Here is a 16,076-nt window from a genome sequence, read left to right as displayed (position 1 = left end):
ATGGCCTAGGTTGTGATGTCCCCGATATTCGCGACCGTGAGGCCATGCTCGTCGATCATTTCCTCGATATCGTTGAGTCGCGCCATTTCGCCGTCGTCCCGCATGATCGAGCAGATCACTGCTGCATCGCCCACCCCGGCCAGGCGGCACAGTTCGATGGAGCCTTCCACAGCAGACATGCGCACACTGGTACCCTCGGTTCGGGCGATCAGCGGGAAAACATGGCCCGGGCTCACCAGATCGCCGGCGGTTGCACCAGGCTTTACGGCCATTTCCACAGTGCGCGCGCGGTCCGCGGCGGAAATGCCGGTCGTGATGCCGTCGGTCGCTTCGATTGAATTTCCGAACGGGCGTCCGGTCTGGTTGTGTGCCGTCGGATTCATCAGCGCTATGCCGAGACTGACGGCGCGCTCCGATGTCATCGTAAGGCAGATCAGCCCGCGGCCGTAGCGGGCCATGAAGTTGATCTTGTCCGGCGTAATCATGCTGGCGGGCGTGCAGAAGTCGATATCGCCGCCGCGAAGTCTGTCGCCGGTGATGACGATGATGTCTCCGCGGCCCAGTGCGTCCAGGGCTGTTTGAAGATCGCCCATCACATCTGCTCCGGAAAACCCTGAAGGGACTTGGCACCATTCAAGGACTGCTCGCCCACCAATCGCAGCTGCATGCGGGCGCGATCGTCCAGGCACTCGCCTTCCGGGGAAAACAGGCCGGGATAGGTCCGCACGGTGGCACCCATCGGCGTCGGCCAGCCGCGAAGGGCATGCACGATGCTGCGCATGGTGAGCAGCGTGCTCATCGATGCCTGGTCGCCATAGGCCGTGGCGATCAGACCGACAGAGCGGCCGTGCAGATAGGGCCGCGAATCCTTGGCCAGATCCTCCAGATAATCGAGCGCGTTTTTGACGAGCCCCGACACCGTGCCGTGATAACCCGGCGCCGCCAGGATCAGGGCGTCGGCCTGGCGAACCGCCTCCACCATCTCCCGGCCCGTGTCCTTCGCATGGCCCGGCCCGCGATAAAAAGGCAGATCGCTGAGATATTCCCCGCCGAAGACATCGACGTGAGCGCCCGCCTCGATTGCAGGCTGGGTGGCGGCGCGCAGGGCCATTTCGGTCGAGCTGGGACTGGACACCGTCCCCCCTATGGCCACGATTCTAACGCTCATGCTGCTCTCCGCTCTTCCAGATAGTTTTGTAGCTTTTCCCGGCCGTTGTCGGTCAGACGGAGACCGAGCTTGGTGCGCCGCCAGATGATATCTTCGACCGTGCGTGCCCATTCCCGCGATACCAGATGGTCTACCTCGCGCTGGGTCAGGCCGTGGCCGAAATCGATGCCGCAATCCTGCAGCGTTGCCGCCTCCCCTAAGATAGTAAAGGCATCGGTGCCATAGGCCCGTGCCATGCGCCGACAGGTGAACGTATCCAAGAACGGATAGCGGGCACCCAGCTCGCCGATAATGCGGTCTATTTCTCCAGCCCCGAACTCACCGCCCGGTAAGGGCTTGGTTCCCGTCCAGGACTTGGGGTTGGGCAGGGAAAGCCGTTCGGCCAGCTGGTTGACGGCGTCCTCCGCGAGGTGGCGATAAACGGTCAGCTTGCCGCCGAACACATTGAGAAGCGGCGCGCCGTCCTGTTCGGTGGAAAGCTCCAGGCTGTAGCCGCGCGTTGCCGCTTCGGGCTTGTCCGCGCTGTTGTCGAGTAACGGGCGGACGCCGGCATAGCTCCACACGACATCGGACGGAGCGAGGGATCGCGCGAAGAAGCGGTTCGCACCCTCGCAGATATAGGCGATCTCCTCCTCGCTCGCGGCGACCTGATCCAGCGTGCCGGTGTGATCCGCATCGGTGGTGCCGATCAGCGTGAAATCATCCTCATAAGGAATGGCGAAGAAAATGCGCCCGTCCGGCAGCTGGAAAAAATAGGAAAAGTCGTGATCGAACAGGCTCGGCACCACGATGTGCGATCCGCGCACGAGGCGCATGCCGCGCTTTTCGTTTACCCCGCCCGCCGCCAGCAGATCGAGCGCGCCCGGCCCGGCGGCGTTGACGAGTATGCGGCCGCGAAAACTGCCCTGTTCGGTGTCGGCGCGCCAGAGCTCTTCCTCGCGGCGAAACCCGTTGACGCGGCACCGCGTGCGCACGTCCGCGCCCCGATCGGCAGCATCGCGCGCGTTCAGGACGACGAGCCGTGCGTCATCTGCCCAACAATCCGAATAGACGAAGGCATCGGAAAACTCGGCCTTCAGCGGTGCGCCTGCGGCGTGATCGCGCAGATCAATCGTCTCGGTCGCGGCAAGCTTCTTGCGCCCGCCGATATGGTCATAGAGGAACAGGCCAAGGCGCAGGAGCCAGCGCGGACGTAGGCCCTTTACGTGCGGCAGGACGAAGCGCATCGGGCGGATGATGTGCGGCGCGATGCCCCACAGCCTCTCGCGCTCGTTCAATGCCTCGCGCACCAGCCCGAATTCGCGATGTTCCAGATAGCGCAGGCCACCATGGATCAGCTTGGAGGAGGCCGAAGACGTGCCGCTGGCCAGATCCCGCGCTTCGAGCAGCAGCACCCGCGCGCCGCGCCCGGCGGCGTCACGCGCGATCCCGCATCCGTTGATGCCTCCACCGACGACGATGATGTCGTAGACGTCCTCGTCGTCGATAGCGGTTTGCGGGGCGGCTTCAGGCATCGTGGAAACTGGTCCGGCCTAGAACTTCAACGGACCATGTTCGATCTCAGGCAGAACGTGGCGCGCGAACAGGTCGGCTTCCGCTGCGTGCGGATAGCCCGACAGGATGAACGCTTCGATCCCCTCATCCTGATAAGCGCGCAGCTTGGCCAGCACCTGGTCGGGATTGCCCACAATTGCCGCGCCGCAGCCCGAGCGCGCCCGCCCGATACCGGTCCAGAGATTGTCCTCGACAAAGCCGTCGCCACCCGCCGCGCCGCGCAGTTCCTGCTGGCGCTGGACGCCGTAATTCTTGGCATCGAGCGATTTTTCGCGGATCGCCCTGCCCTGCTCATCGTCAAGCTTGGACAGCAGCCGATCGGCATAGGCGCGCGCCTCCTCCTCGGTTTCGCGCACGATGACATGGGCGCGATAGCCGAATTTGAGGGTGCGGCCATATTTCGCCGCGCGCTCGGTCAGATCGGCGATGTTTTCGCGCACCTTATCCATGGTGTCGGGCCACATCAGGTAGACGTCGCAAGCCTCGGCCGCGCATTCGCGTGCCGGATGGCTCAGTCCGCCGAAATAGAAAGGCGGACATTTCCCCGAAAGCGTGGTGATCCGCGGCGGCTCAAGCTCCATCTGGTAGAACTCGCCTTTGAAATCGAGATGCTCGCCGTTCAGCAGCGTGCGCACGATCTTCATGATCTCCGTGCCGCGGGCGTAACGCGGTTCGCTTTCCATCTTCTGCCCCGGCATGTCGGAGGAGATGATGTTGACGTTCAGGCGGCCCGCGGTCTTGTCCGCGTTCCAGCCCAGAATACGGTCGAGCGTGGCGATGCGGCGGGCAAGCTGCGGCGGCCAGTCTTCCCCCATGCGCGTGGCCCAGAGCAGCTTCATCCGCTCCAGATAGGGCGCGACCGCAGCCGCGAAGATCGTGGTGTCGACGCCCAGCTGATAACCCGACGGCAGAAGGATATTATCGAACCCGCCTTCTTCTGCGCGCAGCACGAGATTGCGGCAATGCTCCCAGCTGGAGGCGAGCTGCGCATCGGGCACGCCCAGAAATTCATAATCGTCATCGCACAGCGCGGAAAACCAGGCGATCTCGCACTGGTGCTTGTCTTGGCTTGTCATGGCAAATCCTCTCCTCTCGCGGCGACGAGCACCGCATACCAATCCTGGCGCGTCCAGCGGACGCCGAGCGCTTCGGCACCTTCGGCGATCCGTTCCGCGCTTTGCGATCCGATGATCGGCACAATCCCGGCGGGATGCGCCATCAGCCAGCTATAGGCGGCGACCGCGCGGCTGACGCCCTGCGCATTCGCGACCAAATCCAGCGCAGCGACGACCTGTTTGTCGCGCTCACTCTCAGCATTGAGCAGGCGTCCGCCGCCCAGCGGTGACCAGGCCATCGGCGTCAAACCGAGCCGCATCGCCTGATCAAGCTCGCCATTTTCAAAGCAATCGATCCGCAGCGGGCTGATCTCCGGCTGCGTGGTCACGAGCGGCGGATCCAGAAAATGGACCAGCGCCTCGATCTGGCTTTGCGTGAAATTGGACACGCCCAGCGCACGGATCTTGCCGGAGGCCACGGCATCCTCCAGCGCGCGGGCGACTTCCTGGGGATGTGCGAGAATATCGGGGCGATGGATCTGATACAGATCGATCGTCTCCACCTTCAGGCGGCGCAGCGAGGCATCGATCGCCTCGGCCAGATAGGCTGGCGACTGATCATAAGGCAGAGGCGGGCGAATACCGCCCTTGGTGGCGAGCACCATCCGGCCACGCAGTCCCGGCTCTGCCGTAAGCACCTCGCCGAGCAGGCTCTCGGCGTCGCCGAAGCCGCCTTCCCCGTCGAAACCGTAAATGTCGGCGGTATCCAGCAAGGTGATACCGGCGTCGAGCGCGGCATGCACCAGCCGCGCGGCTTCGCCGGCGCTACGGCCATTATCGGCCAGCCGCCACATGCCCCAGGCGATGGGAGAGATGGCGATGTCGCTGGTGCCGAGATGCCGCTCGGCTGCGGGAGGGGTCAGGTCAGTCATTCATGGTCCTTTGAAAAAGGCGGCGCGACGGAGCCGCGCTCGATCAGATCATGCGGAAGGCGCCGATGGGTAATATCGCCCCCGGAAATCAGAATTTCGGTCGCGGCGCGGGCCAGTTCGGCCATCGGCTGATGGATACTGGTCAGCGGCGGCCAGACGGTGCGGGCCAGAGGCGTATCGTCGAACCCGGCAACGGACAGCTGATCCGGCACCTTGATCTCGCGCTCATGCGCCACGCTCAGCACTCCAGCGGCCATGTCGTCATTGGAAGCAAAGATAGCGGTGGGTGGATCGCGGCGACCCAGCAATTTGCGCCCGGCGGCGATGCCGCTTTCCACATCGAACTCGCCATTTTCGATCAGACTCGGTTCGAAGGCGATCCCCGCCCGGTCCAACGCGCGGCGATAGCCGAACAGCCGGTCTTCGCTCGCCATATGGTTCGGATGGCCCTTGATGAAGCCGATCCGGCGGTGGCCGTAATTGATGAGATGTGTGGTGATGTCATCCGCTGCCTGCGCATCGTCCATGAAGACCGAGCTGGTCAGCGCGTGATTGGTGCCGGGCGAAATACGCACGAATGGAATGTCGAGCTTGTCGAGCACGTTCAGCACCGCCTCGCAGTCCGTTACCGGAGACGAAAGCACGATGCCGTCGACCTGCGTTTCGGTGATCAGCCCGCGCACCTGCTGACCCACTGCCGGATCGTCCACGTCCACCGGCTGGGCGAGCAGACGGATGCCGTTTTCCTTGCAGAAATTCCAGCATCCGGACTGGATCTGAAACATATAATAGGGACTGTGATTGTCGTAGATCAGCGCGATCTGGTTCGATTTCGCACCGGACAAGATCCGCGCGGCCACACTGGGGCGGAAGTTCAGTTCCTTCATCGCCCGCTCAACCTTCGCGCGGGTTTCGTCGCGAACATAAGGGTGGTCGTTGAGCACCCGGCTGACGGTCTTCACCGCCACACCCGCCCGCTCGGCCACGTCCTTGATATTGGCTCGCTCGCTCATGCGGCCAGCGTCCCGGCCATGTCTGCGAACAGATCGGCAAATTGGCTTTCGCGGCGGTAAAATACCGGCGGCCGGCCAATCGGTGCGGAGACCTGCCGCGTGCCGGGCGCATGTTCTTCGCCGGTCCAGCAGCAAATCCACGCTGTGCTTCCGGGAAAGACGACGCTTCGCGCGTCCGCGCCTTCTTCGATCACGGGCGCGACGAGCAGGTCCTCCCCGTAAAGATATTGGTCCTGCACATCATAGAGCGACCGGTCGTCCGGATGATGCAGAAACAGCGGGCGCTGTGCGGGTAGGCCGGTGGATTGCGCCTCGCGGCACAATTCCCGGACATAAGGGGCAAGATGGGCGTGCATGCGACTCCAGCGTGCAAAGCATTGCAGCAGTTCCGGCGTAGAATCATATTGCAGATTATCGTCCGGTCGATTGCCCTCATGCGTGCGCATGACCGGCGCGAAAGCGGCCAGTTCGCACCAGCGCTGCATCAACTCTTCACTACGGATATTGCCGTGCAGCGACGTATAACCGCCGCAATCGGAATGGCTGTAGGCATTGCCGACAAGTCCTGCCGACAGCGCGGCGGTGATGACCGTGCCGATGCCGTCATGCCGCGTGAAATCAACCGACTGATCGCCGGCCCAGAGCAGCTGACAATGCGCCTGAATGCCGCTGAAGCCCGCGCGCATGAAGAACAGGGCGTCGCCGGTTTTGCCGCGGCTGGCGACTGCGTGCGCATTCACCTCGCCCCAGAGCACGGGGTAGCGATTATGCGCCTCCATCGGGTCAGAACCGTCGGCCAAATGCAGATCGGTGGGAAGATATTCGCCGAAATCGGCCATCCAGCCCATGATCCCGTTGTCGAGCATCTCCCGGCCGATGATGCGTTCGGCGAACCAAGCTTTCGTTTCCTCGCGCGTGAAATCCAGGACGCCGCAATCGAATTCGCCGAAATCGACGAGATGCGGCTCGTCGCTGTCCAAGGACAGACAGAAATGGCCTCCCGCTTTCGCTTCTGCGAACAGCTCTCCGTCGACGGACAGATAGGGATTCACATAGGCAAGGAAGCGGATGTCGCGCGCGGCAAGCTTGGCGATCCGCGCCTTGAGGGCCGGAAAGCGCTCCTCGCTCCGCCTACCCAGCTGCCAGTCCCAGAACAAACGCCGTCCGAAGCTCGTCTCGCGGATGCCGGCCCAATCCTCACACCACAAACCGGCTACCGCAGCGCCCGCATCGATAAACTGCTCGAGCCGCTCGAAGCTCTGATCACCGCCTTTCAGTCCGACAATCGCACCGCCGATCGCCCAGTCAGGCAGCGGCGGCTGGCGGCCAAAGCGAGTAGAAAGACGCGATACCAGCGCGCGAGGCTCATCCGCCGCAAAAATCTCGAACCGCGCCGAGCCGCGCCAAAGCTCGACAGCATGATGCGCCGGGTCGCTGAAATCGAGCACGCTGTAGCAGCTTTCGGCGCAATGCACGGCAAGCCAGCGTGACGTCAGAAAAGTCGGCTGCGGATAATTGGTGTTCCAATAATCGCCCCCGGCCATTTCCTCGTCCATCAGGCGCGTCAATTCCGTGCTCTTGTCACGGCCCACGCCCGGCTCGCTGGTCCACATCGGGAAACGCCGCCCATTGAGCGCGAGATAGCTCATCTGCTCACCCCCGCCCCAAACGAATTCCTCGGGTTCGGCGAAAAAGCGCACATGGATGCGATCGAAGGCGGGATCGAGCGACGCAATAGTCAGGCTATTGCCGGAGACGGATATCCGAACATGAGACTGGCCATCGACGAGTAGCTCGACCGAGTCGTTCTGCATCGCGAACTCGGTCGGCTCGATCGGATCAAACGGCGCATCGTCGATGCGGAAATTACCGCGATACATAGAAATGTCGGGTTTGCCGCGCGCGATGACCACCGCAGGACAGTCCCGCCTGTGTCGCAGCACGATCTTCGCGCCAATGCGGACCTCGAAGCCGTCCGGAACGGCATGAAACTGCAATTCTGTGTCCAAAAATCCACTCCCTGACACGAATAGTGCCTATTCCGACTACATTAGGCAAGCCCGTTATGACAACGCTTGACATAAATGATTGAGCCTCGCATCAAAAGGGACTGCCCGGGCGTGGAGAAGTGCGACAAACGCATTCCGTTTCCCGGCGTGATGACATGGGAGATGGATATGGGGACTTTACACCTTACTCGTATGCGCGCTCTGCGCTGGACCGCCAGCGCGATTGCCCTCAGCTTTTCCGGCGCTGCCTATGCCCAGGCCGTCGAATATCCGCAGGAAGCGGAAGAGGAAGTGATCGAAACGCCCGCGGGCATCGACACCATCGTCGTCACGGCGCAGAAGGTGGAACAAGACGTCCAGGACGTGCCCATCGCAATTTCCGCCTTCACCGGCGAACAGCTGCAGGCCAAGGGCGTCGACAGCATAGAAGACCTGGCCGTAATCGCGCCGTCGGTCAGCTTCCGCAAGGGCACCACCAGCGCCAACAGCGCCATTGTGATGCGCGGCGTGGGCACGATCAGCTTCTCCATCGCGGCCGAGCCGAGCGTGTCGACCGTCGTGGACGGCATCGTGCTGTCCCGCTCTGGGCAGGCCTTCATGGATCTGGTCGATCTGGAGCGGCTCGAGGTGCTTCGCGGTCCGCAGGGCACTTTGTTCGGCAAGAACGCGTCCGCCGGCCTCGTCAACATCGTCTCGCGCGGCGGCAGCGACACTTTCGAGGGCGAGGTGCGCGCGGAAGCGTTCACCGACGAAGAATATCGCTTCCGGGGCACCGTGGCCGGCCCGCTGGCGCCCGATCTCAGCGCGCGTCTAACGGGCTTTTACGGCACCTATGACGGCAACATCACCAACGTCTTCTACGACGAGAAGGTGAACGGCTACGAACATTATGGTGCGCGCGGCATCGTCGATTATCGCGGCCAGATTGCCAATCTTCGGTTCATCGCCGATTATTTCAAGGCAGACGACGATTGCTGCGCGGATGTGCGCGGCGTGAGCGCGGGGCCGGTGATCGATGCCGAGCTCGGCCTGCCCGAAGGCGTGGCGCTTGGCGAGGACCAGCGTTTCGTAAATCACAACCTCATCACTCGCACGCTTGATACGCAGTGGAGCCTCACGCTGTCCGGCGATGTCGAGCTGGACGACAAGCATACGCTCAGCGTGGTGACGGGCTATCGCAACTGGGCCAACGAGGAAATCCGCGAGGGCGACTTCACACCGAGGCCCCTGGTCTCGCAGTTCCAGCTGCACGACTTCGGCGAGGTGACGACCGAGCAGATGTCATTCGAAGCTCGCGTGGCTTCGGACCCACGGGCGCCGTTCTTCTATCAGGTCGGCGCCTTCCTCTGGCACTCGAACAACACGCAGGATTTCACCCGCAGGGACATCACCTGTGGAACATCGACGCTGCCGATCGATCCGCTGACGGGCGGGCGGCCGTGCAACCTGTCCGATCCGGTGAACACCGCCTACCCCACGGCCACATCGAACAGCGACGTCAACTCCAGCAACTATGCGATTTTCGGTCAGGCCACCTGGCAGATCACCGATGCGCTCGGCTTGATCGGCGGACTTCGCTACACCTGGGATGAGCTGTCCTTCACGCATATCCGTGCGCCCGGCGTCGATGCGCGGACGGGCCGCCCCGCAACCGGCCCCGGCGTGAGCGGCAATCCGGCAGGCGGTACAATCGCGTCCGGTGGCAACGGGACCAACACTTCCAGTGGATCGCAGAACAACGGCAATCTGTCGGGCAAGGCGGTCGTCACGTTCGAGCCGACCGATGACATCCTGCTCTACGGCAGCTATACGCGCGGCTACAAAGGCCCCGCGTACAATGTGTTCTTCAACCATACCGCACCCGCCAATGCGGTGCCGGTTTCGGAAGAGACGTCCAACGCCTATGAAATCGGTCTGAAGTCCCGTTTCTTAAACAATATGGTGCAGGCCAACCTCGCCGCCTTCTCGGTGATCTATGACGGTTTCCAAGCCAACAACTTCGTCAATCTGAACGGCACGATCATCACCAACCTGACCAATGCCGGTTCGGTGAAAAGCCAGGGTTTCGAAGCCGATCTGCTCTTCGTGCCCGTCGACGGGCTGACCTTGAATGCCAATGCGGCCTATGCCGATGCGCGGGTGAGGAAGTTCAATCCCAATCCGCTCACCAACGCGCCCGACGCCCGCAACGGCACCCGGCTGCCGCTGGCGCCCGAGTTCACCTATACGCTGGGCGCAGATTATGAAGCGGACCTCGGCAGCTTCATCGGTTATTTCAACACCAATTACCGCCACACCAGCAGCCAATATTCCGATCTTGGCGAGCAAGGGCTGATCGATGCCTATGGGCTATGGAATGCCTCGATCGGCTTTTCGGACCCGGCCGACCAGTATCGGCTGACCTTCCATGCGCGCAACATTCTGGACGATAGCTATGTGCTGCTGAACGTGGGCGCCGCGTCCCGCCTCCAGATCCCGCGCGACGCGGACCGGTATTTCGGCGTCAGCCTGCGGGCCCGCTTCAACTGATCCCCTAGCCTCTCCCAAGGCGACAAGCGGAAAGCCCCCGGTTCACGCCGGGGGCTTTTTTGCGTCTACTGTCAGGTTGAAAGGCGCTCCTGCCAGAGCCGCGGCAGGCCGCTCGCCCGAGCGTTCGTTCCAAGGTTGCCAGCAAGGATCGCACGAGCCACGGAAACAGCTTTGGCGAGGCGCAGAACCTCAACGGTAGATGCGGTCCCGGCGATATTTTAGCCAGCCAATGCGGGCGAGTCTCGCCTTTCAGGCCGGGCCCGCTCTCTCTGCGTGCCTGCTCCTAAAGACAGAAAAGCCGGCGGATCTGGGACCAGCCGGCTTTTTCTATCGGGACCTCAGGCAGCGACAAGCGCGTCTCAAAACATTTGAAAAGCTACTGGGAGGCGCGCCCGGTATCGGCGCGCCCGCCCTGCCCTTCAAACCTCTTCGTCGGCCAGTTCGAGACGGGGCAGAATCAGCTGCACCAGACCGAGGGCCGCAAGATAAGCGCCTCCGCAAATCACGAACATCGGCGCATAGCCATGACCGTTCGTCAGCGACCAACCGGCAAATTCGATCATGCCCGTGCCCGAAAGATTGCCGGCGATGGCACCCACCGCGATCACGCTGCCCACGCGGATTGCGGGCACGACATCGGTGGTCAGGCCAAAGATATTGGTCGAGAAGCCCTGATGGGCGAACAACCCTGCCCCGATGAAGATCGCGGCCAGCCACGGGCTTCCGGTAATCAGTGCGAACGGCATGATCAGCACCACGAGCGCGAACACCAGCATGGACAGCTTGCGCGCGCCGTTGATGGAAAAGCCGCGGCTCAGCAGGATGGGATAGAGCGCGCCCGATGTGATCGCGCCGATCGCCGCCAGCGTGAAGATGATCGCCACCGGCCAGCCGAGTTCCCCCTGTCCCATGCCGAATTCCCGGTTGAAGAAATCGGGCATCCAGAAGAGCACGAACCACCAGACGCAGTCGGTCAGGAATTTGGCGCCGGCCACCGCCCAGGTGCGCCGATCACTCAGCAGCGCGCCCCAATTGACGGGCGCGCGTTCCGGCACCTTGGCCACCGGCTTCAGCTTGCGCATCGCCGGGATCCAGAAAATCAGCCAGATAAAACCGAGCGCGCCGGTAACGATGAAAGCCGCGCGCCATCCAAAGGCGACGGCAAAGGGCGGGATCAGAAGCGGTGTTATGATCGCGCCTAGATTGGGCGCGGTGTTGATGGCGCCGATCGCGAGGGAGCGTTCGCGCAGCGGGATATACACCGCGGCGGCCTTCATCGCAGCCGGTGTGTTGACCGCTTCCGCAGCTGCCAGGACTACCCGGGCCGCGACGAATTGCTGCACGCTGGCCGCAAGTGCATGCGCCATTCCCGCGACGCTCCAGATGACGACGGCAAAGCCGTAAGCGAATCGCACGCCGAACCGGTCCACAAACCATCCGACGCCCAAAAGCGCGATGGCCGCGGCCAATTGGAAGGTCGAGCCGAGATGCGCGAATTCCTGATCGCTCCACCCGAACTCCAGCTCCAGCGTCGGCTTCAACAGGGCCAGTACCTGCCGGTCGACATAGTTCAGCGCTGTCGCGAAGAAAATCAGGCCGACCAGCAGGATGCGAATTTTCCTGCCGGCGGCATGCGTGTCGAAGATTTCACCCGTAGCCTGCATCTCATCCTCCCTTGGCACCGCCATGTTTCCGGCGGTTGCATCCCGTTTGTCGGTTGACTATCAGTATGACAACGATGGACAGAATAGCAAGCCGTCGCGAAGGAAGCAGCGATGAATTCCACCAAGGGAGGGGGCGACGTGTCAGATCACGTCCAGAATGATCCATCGGATCGATCCGACTGGCACCGCTATTATGCCGGTGATCTCTATGGGGAAATGGAACTGGCCGAGGCGGAGCGGGATGAACCCCGCTCCTTGCGGAAGGTTCTGACGAATATCGTTCCCGGCCTGCTTCTGTGCGCCACGCTCGCCATTGCCGCGGCCTGGATGAGCGATCATTACGGGCCGCCTACCATCCTGATCGCGCTTTTATTGGGTCTCGCGCTGAACTTTGCCGCAGTCGATCCGCGCACGCATCGCGGGCTCGATCTGGTCGGCCGTGAAGGCTTGCGGATCGGCATCGTGCTCATCGGATTTCAGGTCACGCTGGGGCAGATCGCAGGCATCGGCCTTGTCCCTTTTCTGGCGCTGCTCTGCATTGCCGCCGTCGCCTTTTCGGGCGGCATGCTGGGCGCACGTCTTTCCGGCCAATCCCGTTTCGCAGGAATTCTCGCGGGCGGCGCGACGGCGATCTGCGGCGCGAGCGCTGCGCTGGCGCTCTACGGCGTGATCGGGCGCGATCGGCTGCCGCAGGCGCAGTTCGCCCTCACTTTGGTGGGCGTCGCCCTGGCGAGTGCGCTTGCAATGGCGAGTTATCCCATTTTGGCCGCGCAGCTTGGCCTTAGCGACCGGGCAGCCGGCTTCCTGATCGGCGCGTCCATTCACGATGTCGCACAGGCAATCGGCGGCGGTTATTCCTATTCCAACGCCGCCGGTGCCGAGGCGACCATCGTGAAGCTGGCGCGCGTTGCCCTGCTGGCGCCGGTGGTCCTACTGGTCTCTCTTTGGATCGGTAAGCCGGGTGAAGAAGGCAAGGCGTCCGGCAAGAGACTGTCCATCCGCGGGCTGATGCCGCCCTGGTTCGTTACCGGCTTCGTGATCGCAGTGGCCGTGAACAGCGCGGTGTCGCTGCCGGAGATCGCATCCAATGGTGCGGAATCGGCGGCCAAGGTTCTTCTCGTGCTCGCCGTCACGGCAACTGCGCTACGCTCACGCACCGATCTGATCGCGCGCCTTGGCTGGCGTGCGTTCATCCCGGTTCTGGGCGCGACGCTTGCCAGCTTCATCTCGGCGCTGCTCTTCGTCGTGCTGGTGGTCGACTGAAAACCGGGCCAGTCCGATCGCTCAGTCCGATCGCGCTGCCTGCCGCTGGATCGAGGCAAGCAGCGCCACCGCCACAAGGACGAGCGCTGCAAGAACGTTGAACAGGCCGGAAAAGCCGAAGCTCGGGACCAGCGCCAGCGTCAGCCAGGGCATAATCAGCGACGGCACCGTGTTGGCTAGGTTGAAGATGCCCAGATCCCTGCCGCGATTACGCGGGCGTGGTAGGACCCGCAGCGTCTGGCTGGAATGCAGCGCCATGAAGACGGAGGCGGAAAGCCCGAACAGGGCATAGCCTGCCATGGCCGGGTATAGCCCATCCGCGGACGCCATCGCAGCCAGGCCGACGACCGTAAATCCGGCGGCAACGGTCAACGGCACGATTGGCCGGTCCTGCCGGTCCGACCAGCGACCGACCATCAGCGTTAAGGGGATCGCCACGCACAGCACGATCGTGAACAGCGTGGCCGGCACATTTTCGTCGATGCGCGAATCGATCGACAGAAACCAGAAATAGAGAAAGGCAAACAGTGCCGCTTCTGCGATCTGAAGCAGCAGCCGGCTGGTCCACATCCGCACGACCGCCGGCCGTCTTTTCAACGGAGCCTGTGCTTCCTCTCGCTGGTCCCCCGCTCGGCTCTCTTCCATCAATTGCGGCATCGCGCGTGGACGACCGAACAACAGAACCGGTGCGATGGCGATGATGACCGTTGTGGCAACCAGCAGCAACCGGTCCTCAGCATCCGCAAAACCCGGAACCGTGATCAACGCCCCGGTCAGCGCGCCGAGCGCCGGCGTGAACGAGAGCAAGCCGCCCAAGAGCCCCTTCTGCCGGTCCGGCACACAGTCCCCCGCCCAAGCGGTGAGCGGCGCCAGCATCATGTTGAGCACCACCTGCCAGGCCATCACCAGCGCGATCAGCACCGCTAGCTGCGTAACCGCACCGATCGCCAGCAGAAGCGCGGTGGAACAGACAAGGCCCGCGCCGATCCAGAGCGTGCGATTGCCGGTCCGATCGCTCAGAAAGCCGAACAAGATATTGGACAAGCTGGCCGCGATCGCGCCGCCGAAGCTGATCGCGGCCAACCAGCCGAGACTGTCCTCACCCGCCAGCAGATTGACGCGAAGGGGCAGGAGGATGGTGAGTAGCGGGACATAGGCCACCGCGCCGCCGGCATTGGCCAGCGCATAAAGCAGCAGAAAGCGCAGCGATTGCGCACGTCCATCCGCGTCAGACTGTCTGCTGATAGCGATACCCGCCTCTCCGCACCTCTACTGCCCGAGTGCGATAAGCCCTGGGCGGGGCGCGCGCCAGAGTGTCGATGCGATTAAGCGGCGGCGGCCTTGGTCTTGCGGCGGCGCTTGGATGCGTACAAGGCCGCATCCGCCACCGCGAGCGCTTCTTCAAGCGAGTCGCCGGGCGCCGCGCGGTGCATGCCGATACTGGCCGAAACGGTCAGCGTGACGTTGCCGCGATCATCCTGCCCTTCCACATTGTACACCATCGCCAGTTCCAAGCGCCGGAACAGATCCTCGGCGGGCATCGTCAACGCGTCTTCCATCAGGATGACCACAAATTCGTCGCCGCCAAACCGGCCCACGAAGTGCGGCGGCGGCACCGTGGCACGCAAGGTGGTGGCCATCGCCTTGATCACATCGTCACCGGTAAGATGGCCGAGGCGATCGTTCACCTGCTTGAATCCATCCAGGTCCAGCAGCAGGACGGCAAGCTTTTCGTCCTGCGATCGGTTGGCGACGAAGGCGCGCATGGCATCGCGGTTGCCGAGCCCCGTCAACGTGTCGGTCTGCGCGGCGCGGCGCAATTTTCGCTCCAGTTCGTAACGGTCGGTCACATCGCGGAATACGCCGATCAAGGCCACCGCTTGGCCGTCCTGATATTCTACCTCACCGCGCGTGCGCACGCGCTTATGATGCCCTTCGGGCGTTACGATCTCCAGATCGGCCTCATAAGGTTCACCCTCCTCGATCGCCCGGGCCATCAACCCTTCCAATTTGGTGCGTGAGGAGGGCGTGTAAAAACTGAGGGCCAGTTCCAACTGTGGGGTATTGGCCACGGGAAGGTCATGGATTTCGAAAATGCCGTCCGACCAATGGACGAGTTCTGTCGACAGATCGAGCCGCCAATGGCCCATCTGTGCCATCTGCTCCGCCTGGCGAAACTGCACCTGCTTGCGCACCAGATTGCCGACGAGCTTTTCCTGCATCTCCGCACGCCCGCGCGATCCAGCCAGGCGAACACTGCTTTCGACCATTTTCGAAGCGATCGCCGAAAATTGCCGCAAGCGCTCGATTTCCTGCTCGCTCAAATCCCGCGGCTTGTCATCCACCAGACAGAAGGCGGCTTCAACCGGAGCGGAGTAGAAGTCGGTCTCAAGGTCCAGCGGAAGACCGGCGTAGAAACGGATACCGTCCTTGGTGGCGACGAACGGATTGTTCTGAAACTCGGAATCTTCGCGCAGATCAGGAATGATGGTAAGTTTATTATCGGCAATAGTGCGCGTGCAAATCGAATCCTGGCGACCGTTGCTCACCATCTCATGCCCAGCGCTCGACAGGAACCATTGTCGCTCGCCCAGGATCGAGACTGAGGCCGCAAGACATTGAAAACTTTCTCTGGCGAGCCCCATCAGCGCGTCGAGCGCATCGGAACGCAGCAGCGCGACAAGCCCTTCCGCCGTCTCACCCCAAAGCGAGGGCGCTTGAAATTCGCCGGAGTTCCAGTGCGTCGTCATCTGCCGCTATCTGCCTGCCGTTGGTTAATTTGAAGTAAGCTCAAATTGGGTGGGCCCCAGCCAGTATCGATATGCCTTTACGCGCCATTGCGGCGAGAAAAATGATCCTGTCCTACAATGTACCATATAGGTTAGAGCG

12 protein-coding genes are annotated in these 16,076 nt (G+C 62.6%); 2 read left to right on the top strand and 10 right to left on the bottom strand.

Annotation, left to right across the window (positions count from 1 at the left end):
• Positions 1-5: 5 nt before the first annotated feature.
• Genes I6A82_RS08565 through I6A82_RS08535 form a run of 7 tightly spaced genes read right to left on the bottom strand, consistent with a single transcriptional unit; the run spans position 6 to position 7,731 of the window.
• The gene (locus I6A82_RS08565; RefSeq protein WP_198094518.1) at positions 6-593 is read right to left on the bottom strand and encodes a 3,4-dihydroxy-2-butanone-4-phosphate synthase; all 588 of its coding nucleotides are present in this window, start codon (positions 591-593) and stop codon (positions 6-8) included.
• Positions 593-1,168 carry an NADPH-dependent FMN reductase gene (locus I6A82_RS08560; RefSeq protein WP_198094517.1) on the bottom strand — a complete coding sequence of 192 codons (576 nt, stop codon included), beginning with the start codon at positions 1,166-1,168 and terminating at the stop codon, positions 593-595. Before I6A82_RS08560 ends, I6A82_RS08565 begins: the two co-directional genes overlap by 1 nt.
• Positions 1,165-2,682 (bottom strand): glycerol-3-phosphate dehydrogenase, encoded by a 1,518-nt coding sequence (locus I6A82_RS08555; RefSeq protein ID WP_198094516.1) that lies wholly within the window; start codon positions 2,680-2,682, stop codon positions 1,165-1,167. Before I6A82_RS08555 ends, I6A82_RS08560 begins: the two co-directional genes overlap by 4 nt.
• A gap of 18 nt (positions 2,683-2,700) precedes the next feature.
• A complete protein-coding gene (locus I6A82_RS08550; protein ID WP_198094515.1) occupies positions 2,701-3,798 on the bottom strand; it encodes an LLM class flavin-dependent oxidoreductase in 1,098 nt (365 codons plus the stop codon).
• Complete coding sequence (locus I6A82_RS08545; RefSeq protein ID WP_198094514.1) at positions 3,795-4,709, bottom strand: aldo/keto reductase; 915 nt, start codon at positions 4,707-4,709, stop codon at positions 3,795-3,797. Before I6A82_RS08545 ends, I6A82_RS08550 begins: the two co-directional genes overlap by 4 nt.
• Positions 4,706-5,722 carry a LacI family DNA-binding transcriptional regulator gene (locus I6A82_RS08540; protein WP_187335932.1) on the bottom strand — a complete coding sequence of 339 codons (1,017 nt, stop codon included), beginning with the start codon at positions 5,720-5,722 and terminating at the stop codon, positions 4,706-4,708. Before I6A82_RS08540 ends, I6A82_RS08545 begins: the two co-directional genes overlap by 4 nt.
• A complete protein-coding gene (locus I6A82_RS08535; protein ID WP_198094513.1) occupies positions 5,719-7,731 on the bottom strand; it encodes an alpha-glucosidase in 2,013 nt (670 codons plus the stop codon). The genes I6A82_RS08540 and I6A82_RS08535 overlap by 4 nt, the downstream gene beginning before the upstream one ends.
• 168 nt (positions 7,732-7,899) lie before the next feature.
• Here I6A82_RS08535 and I6A82_RS08530 point away from each other — a divergent pair, with 168 nt between their 5' ends.
• On the top strand, positions 7,900-10,260 hold the full coding sequence (locus I6A82_RS08530; RefSeq protein ID WP_198095557.1) for a TonB-dependent receptor: 2,361 nt from the start codon (positions 7,900-7,902) through the stop codon (positions 10,258-10,260).
• 419 nt (positions 10,261-10,679) lie between these two features.
• Here I6A82_RS08530 and I6A82_RS08525 read toward each other — a convergent pair whose 3' ends face one another.
• Positions 10,680-11,924: an MFS transporter gene (locus I6A82_RS08525; protein ID WP_187335930.1), complete on the bottom strand. Its 1,245-nt coding sequence runs from the start codon at positions 11,922-11,924 to the stop codon at positions 10,680-10,682.
• A 111-nt stretch (positions 11,925-12,035) separates the two neighbouring features.
• Between I6A82_RS08525 and I6A82_RS08520 the strand changes: the two genes are divergently transcribed.
• The gene (locus I6A82_RS08520) at positions 12,036-13,187 is read left to right on the top strand and encodes a YeiH family protein (protein ID WP_198094512.1); all 1,152 of its coding nucleotides are present in this window, start codon (positions 12,036-12,038) and stop codon (positions 13,185-13,187) included.
• 21 nt (positions 13,188-13,208) lie between these two features.
• Here I6A82_RS08520 and I6A82_RS08515 read toward each other — a convergent pair whose 3' ends face one another.
• Complete coding sequence (locus I6A82_RS08515) at positions 13,209-14,348, bottom strand: MFS transporter (protein WP_332310951.1); 1,140 nt, start codon at positions 14,346-14,348, stop codon at positions 13,209-13,211.
• Between the two features lie 164 nt (positions 14,349-14,512).
• Complete coding sequence (locus tag I6A82_RS08510; RefSeq protein ID WP_198094511.1) at positions 14,513-15,937, bottom strand: sensor domain-containing diguanylate cyclase; 1,425 nt, start codon at positions 15,935-15,937, stop codon at positions 14,513-14,515.
• Positions 15,938-16,076 lie beyond the last annotated feature (139 nt).

Source organism: Novosphingopyxis sp. YJ-S2-01, assembly GCF_016093175.1.
Lineage (GTDB): Bacteria > Pseudomonadota > Alphaproteobacteria > Sphingomonadales > Sphingomonadaceae > Novosphingopyxis > Novosphingopyxis iocasae.
The sequence above is the reverse complement of the archived record's forward strand: the minus strand, read 5'-3'. Positions and strand labels throughout refer to the sequence as shown.

Excerpts from the sequence above, each read along its gene's own strand:
- I6A82_RS08565 (WP_198094518.1), bottom strand. The coding sequence starts at position 593 with ATGGGCGATCTTCAAACAGCCCTGGACGCACTGGGCCGCGGAGACATC.
- I6A82_RS08560 (WP_198094517.1), bottom strand. The coding sequence starts at position 1,168 with ATGAGCGTTAGAATCGTGGCCATAGGGGGGACGGTGTCCAGTCCCAGC.
- I6A82_RS08555 (WP_198094516.1), bottom strand. The coding sequence starts at position 2,682 with ATGCCTGAAGCCGCCCCGCAAACCGCTATCGACGACGAGGACGTCTAC.
- I6A82_RS08550 (WP_198094515.1), bottom strand. The coding sequence starts at position 3,798 with ATGACAAGCCAAGACAAGCACCAGTGCGAGATCGCCTGGTTTTCCGCG.
- I6A82_RS08545 (WP_198094514.1), bottom strand. The coding sequence starts at position 4,709 with ATGACTGACCTGACCCCTCCCGCAGCCGAGCGGCATCTCGGCACCAGC.
- I6A82_RS08540 (WP_187335932.1), bottom strand. The coding sequence starts at position 5,722 with ATGAGCGAGCGAGCCAATATCAAGGACGTGGCCGAGCGGGCGGGTGTG.
- I6A82_RS08530 (WP_198095557.1), top strand. The coding sequence starts at position 7,900 with ATGGGGACTTTACACCTTACTCGTATGCGCGCTCTGCGCTGGACCGCC.
- I6A82_RS08525 (WP_187335930.1), bottom strand. The coding sequence starts at position 11,924 with ATGCAGGCTACGGGTGAAATCTTCGACACGCATGCCGCCGGCAGGAAA.
- I6A82_RS08520 (WP_198094512.1), top strand. The coding sequence starts at position 12,036 with ATGAATTCCACCAAGGGAGGGGGCGACGTGTCAGATCACGTCCAGAAT.
- I6A82_RS08510 (WP_198094511.1), bottom strand. The coding sequence starts at position 15,937 with ATGACGACGCACTGGAACTCCGGCGAATTTCAAGCGCCCTCGCTTTGG.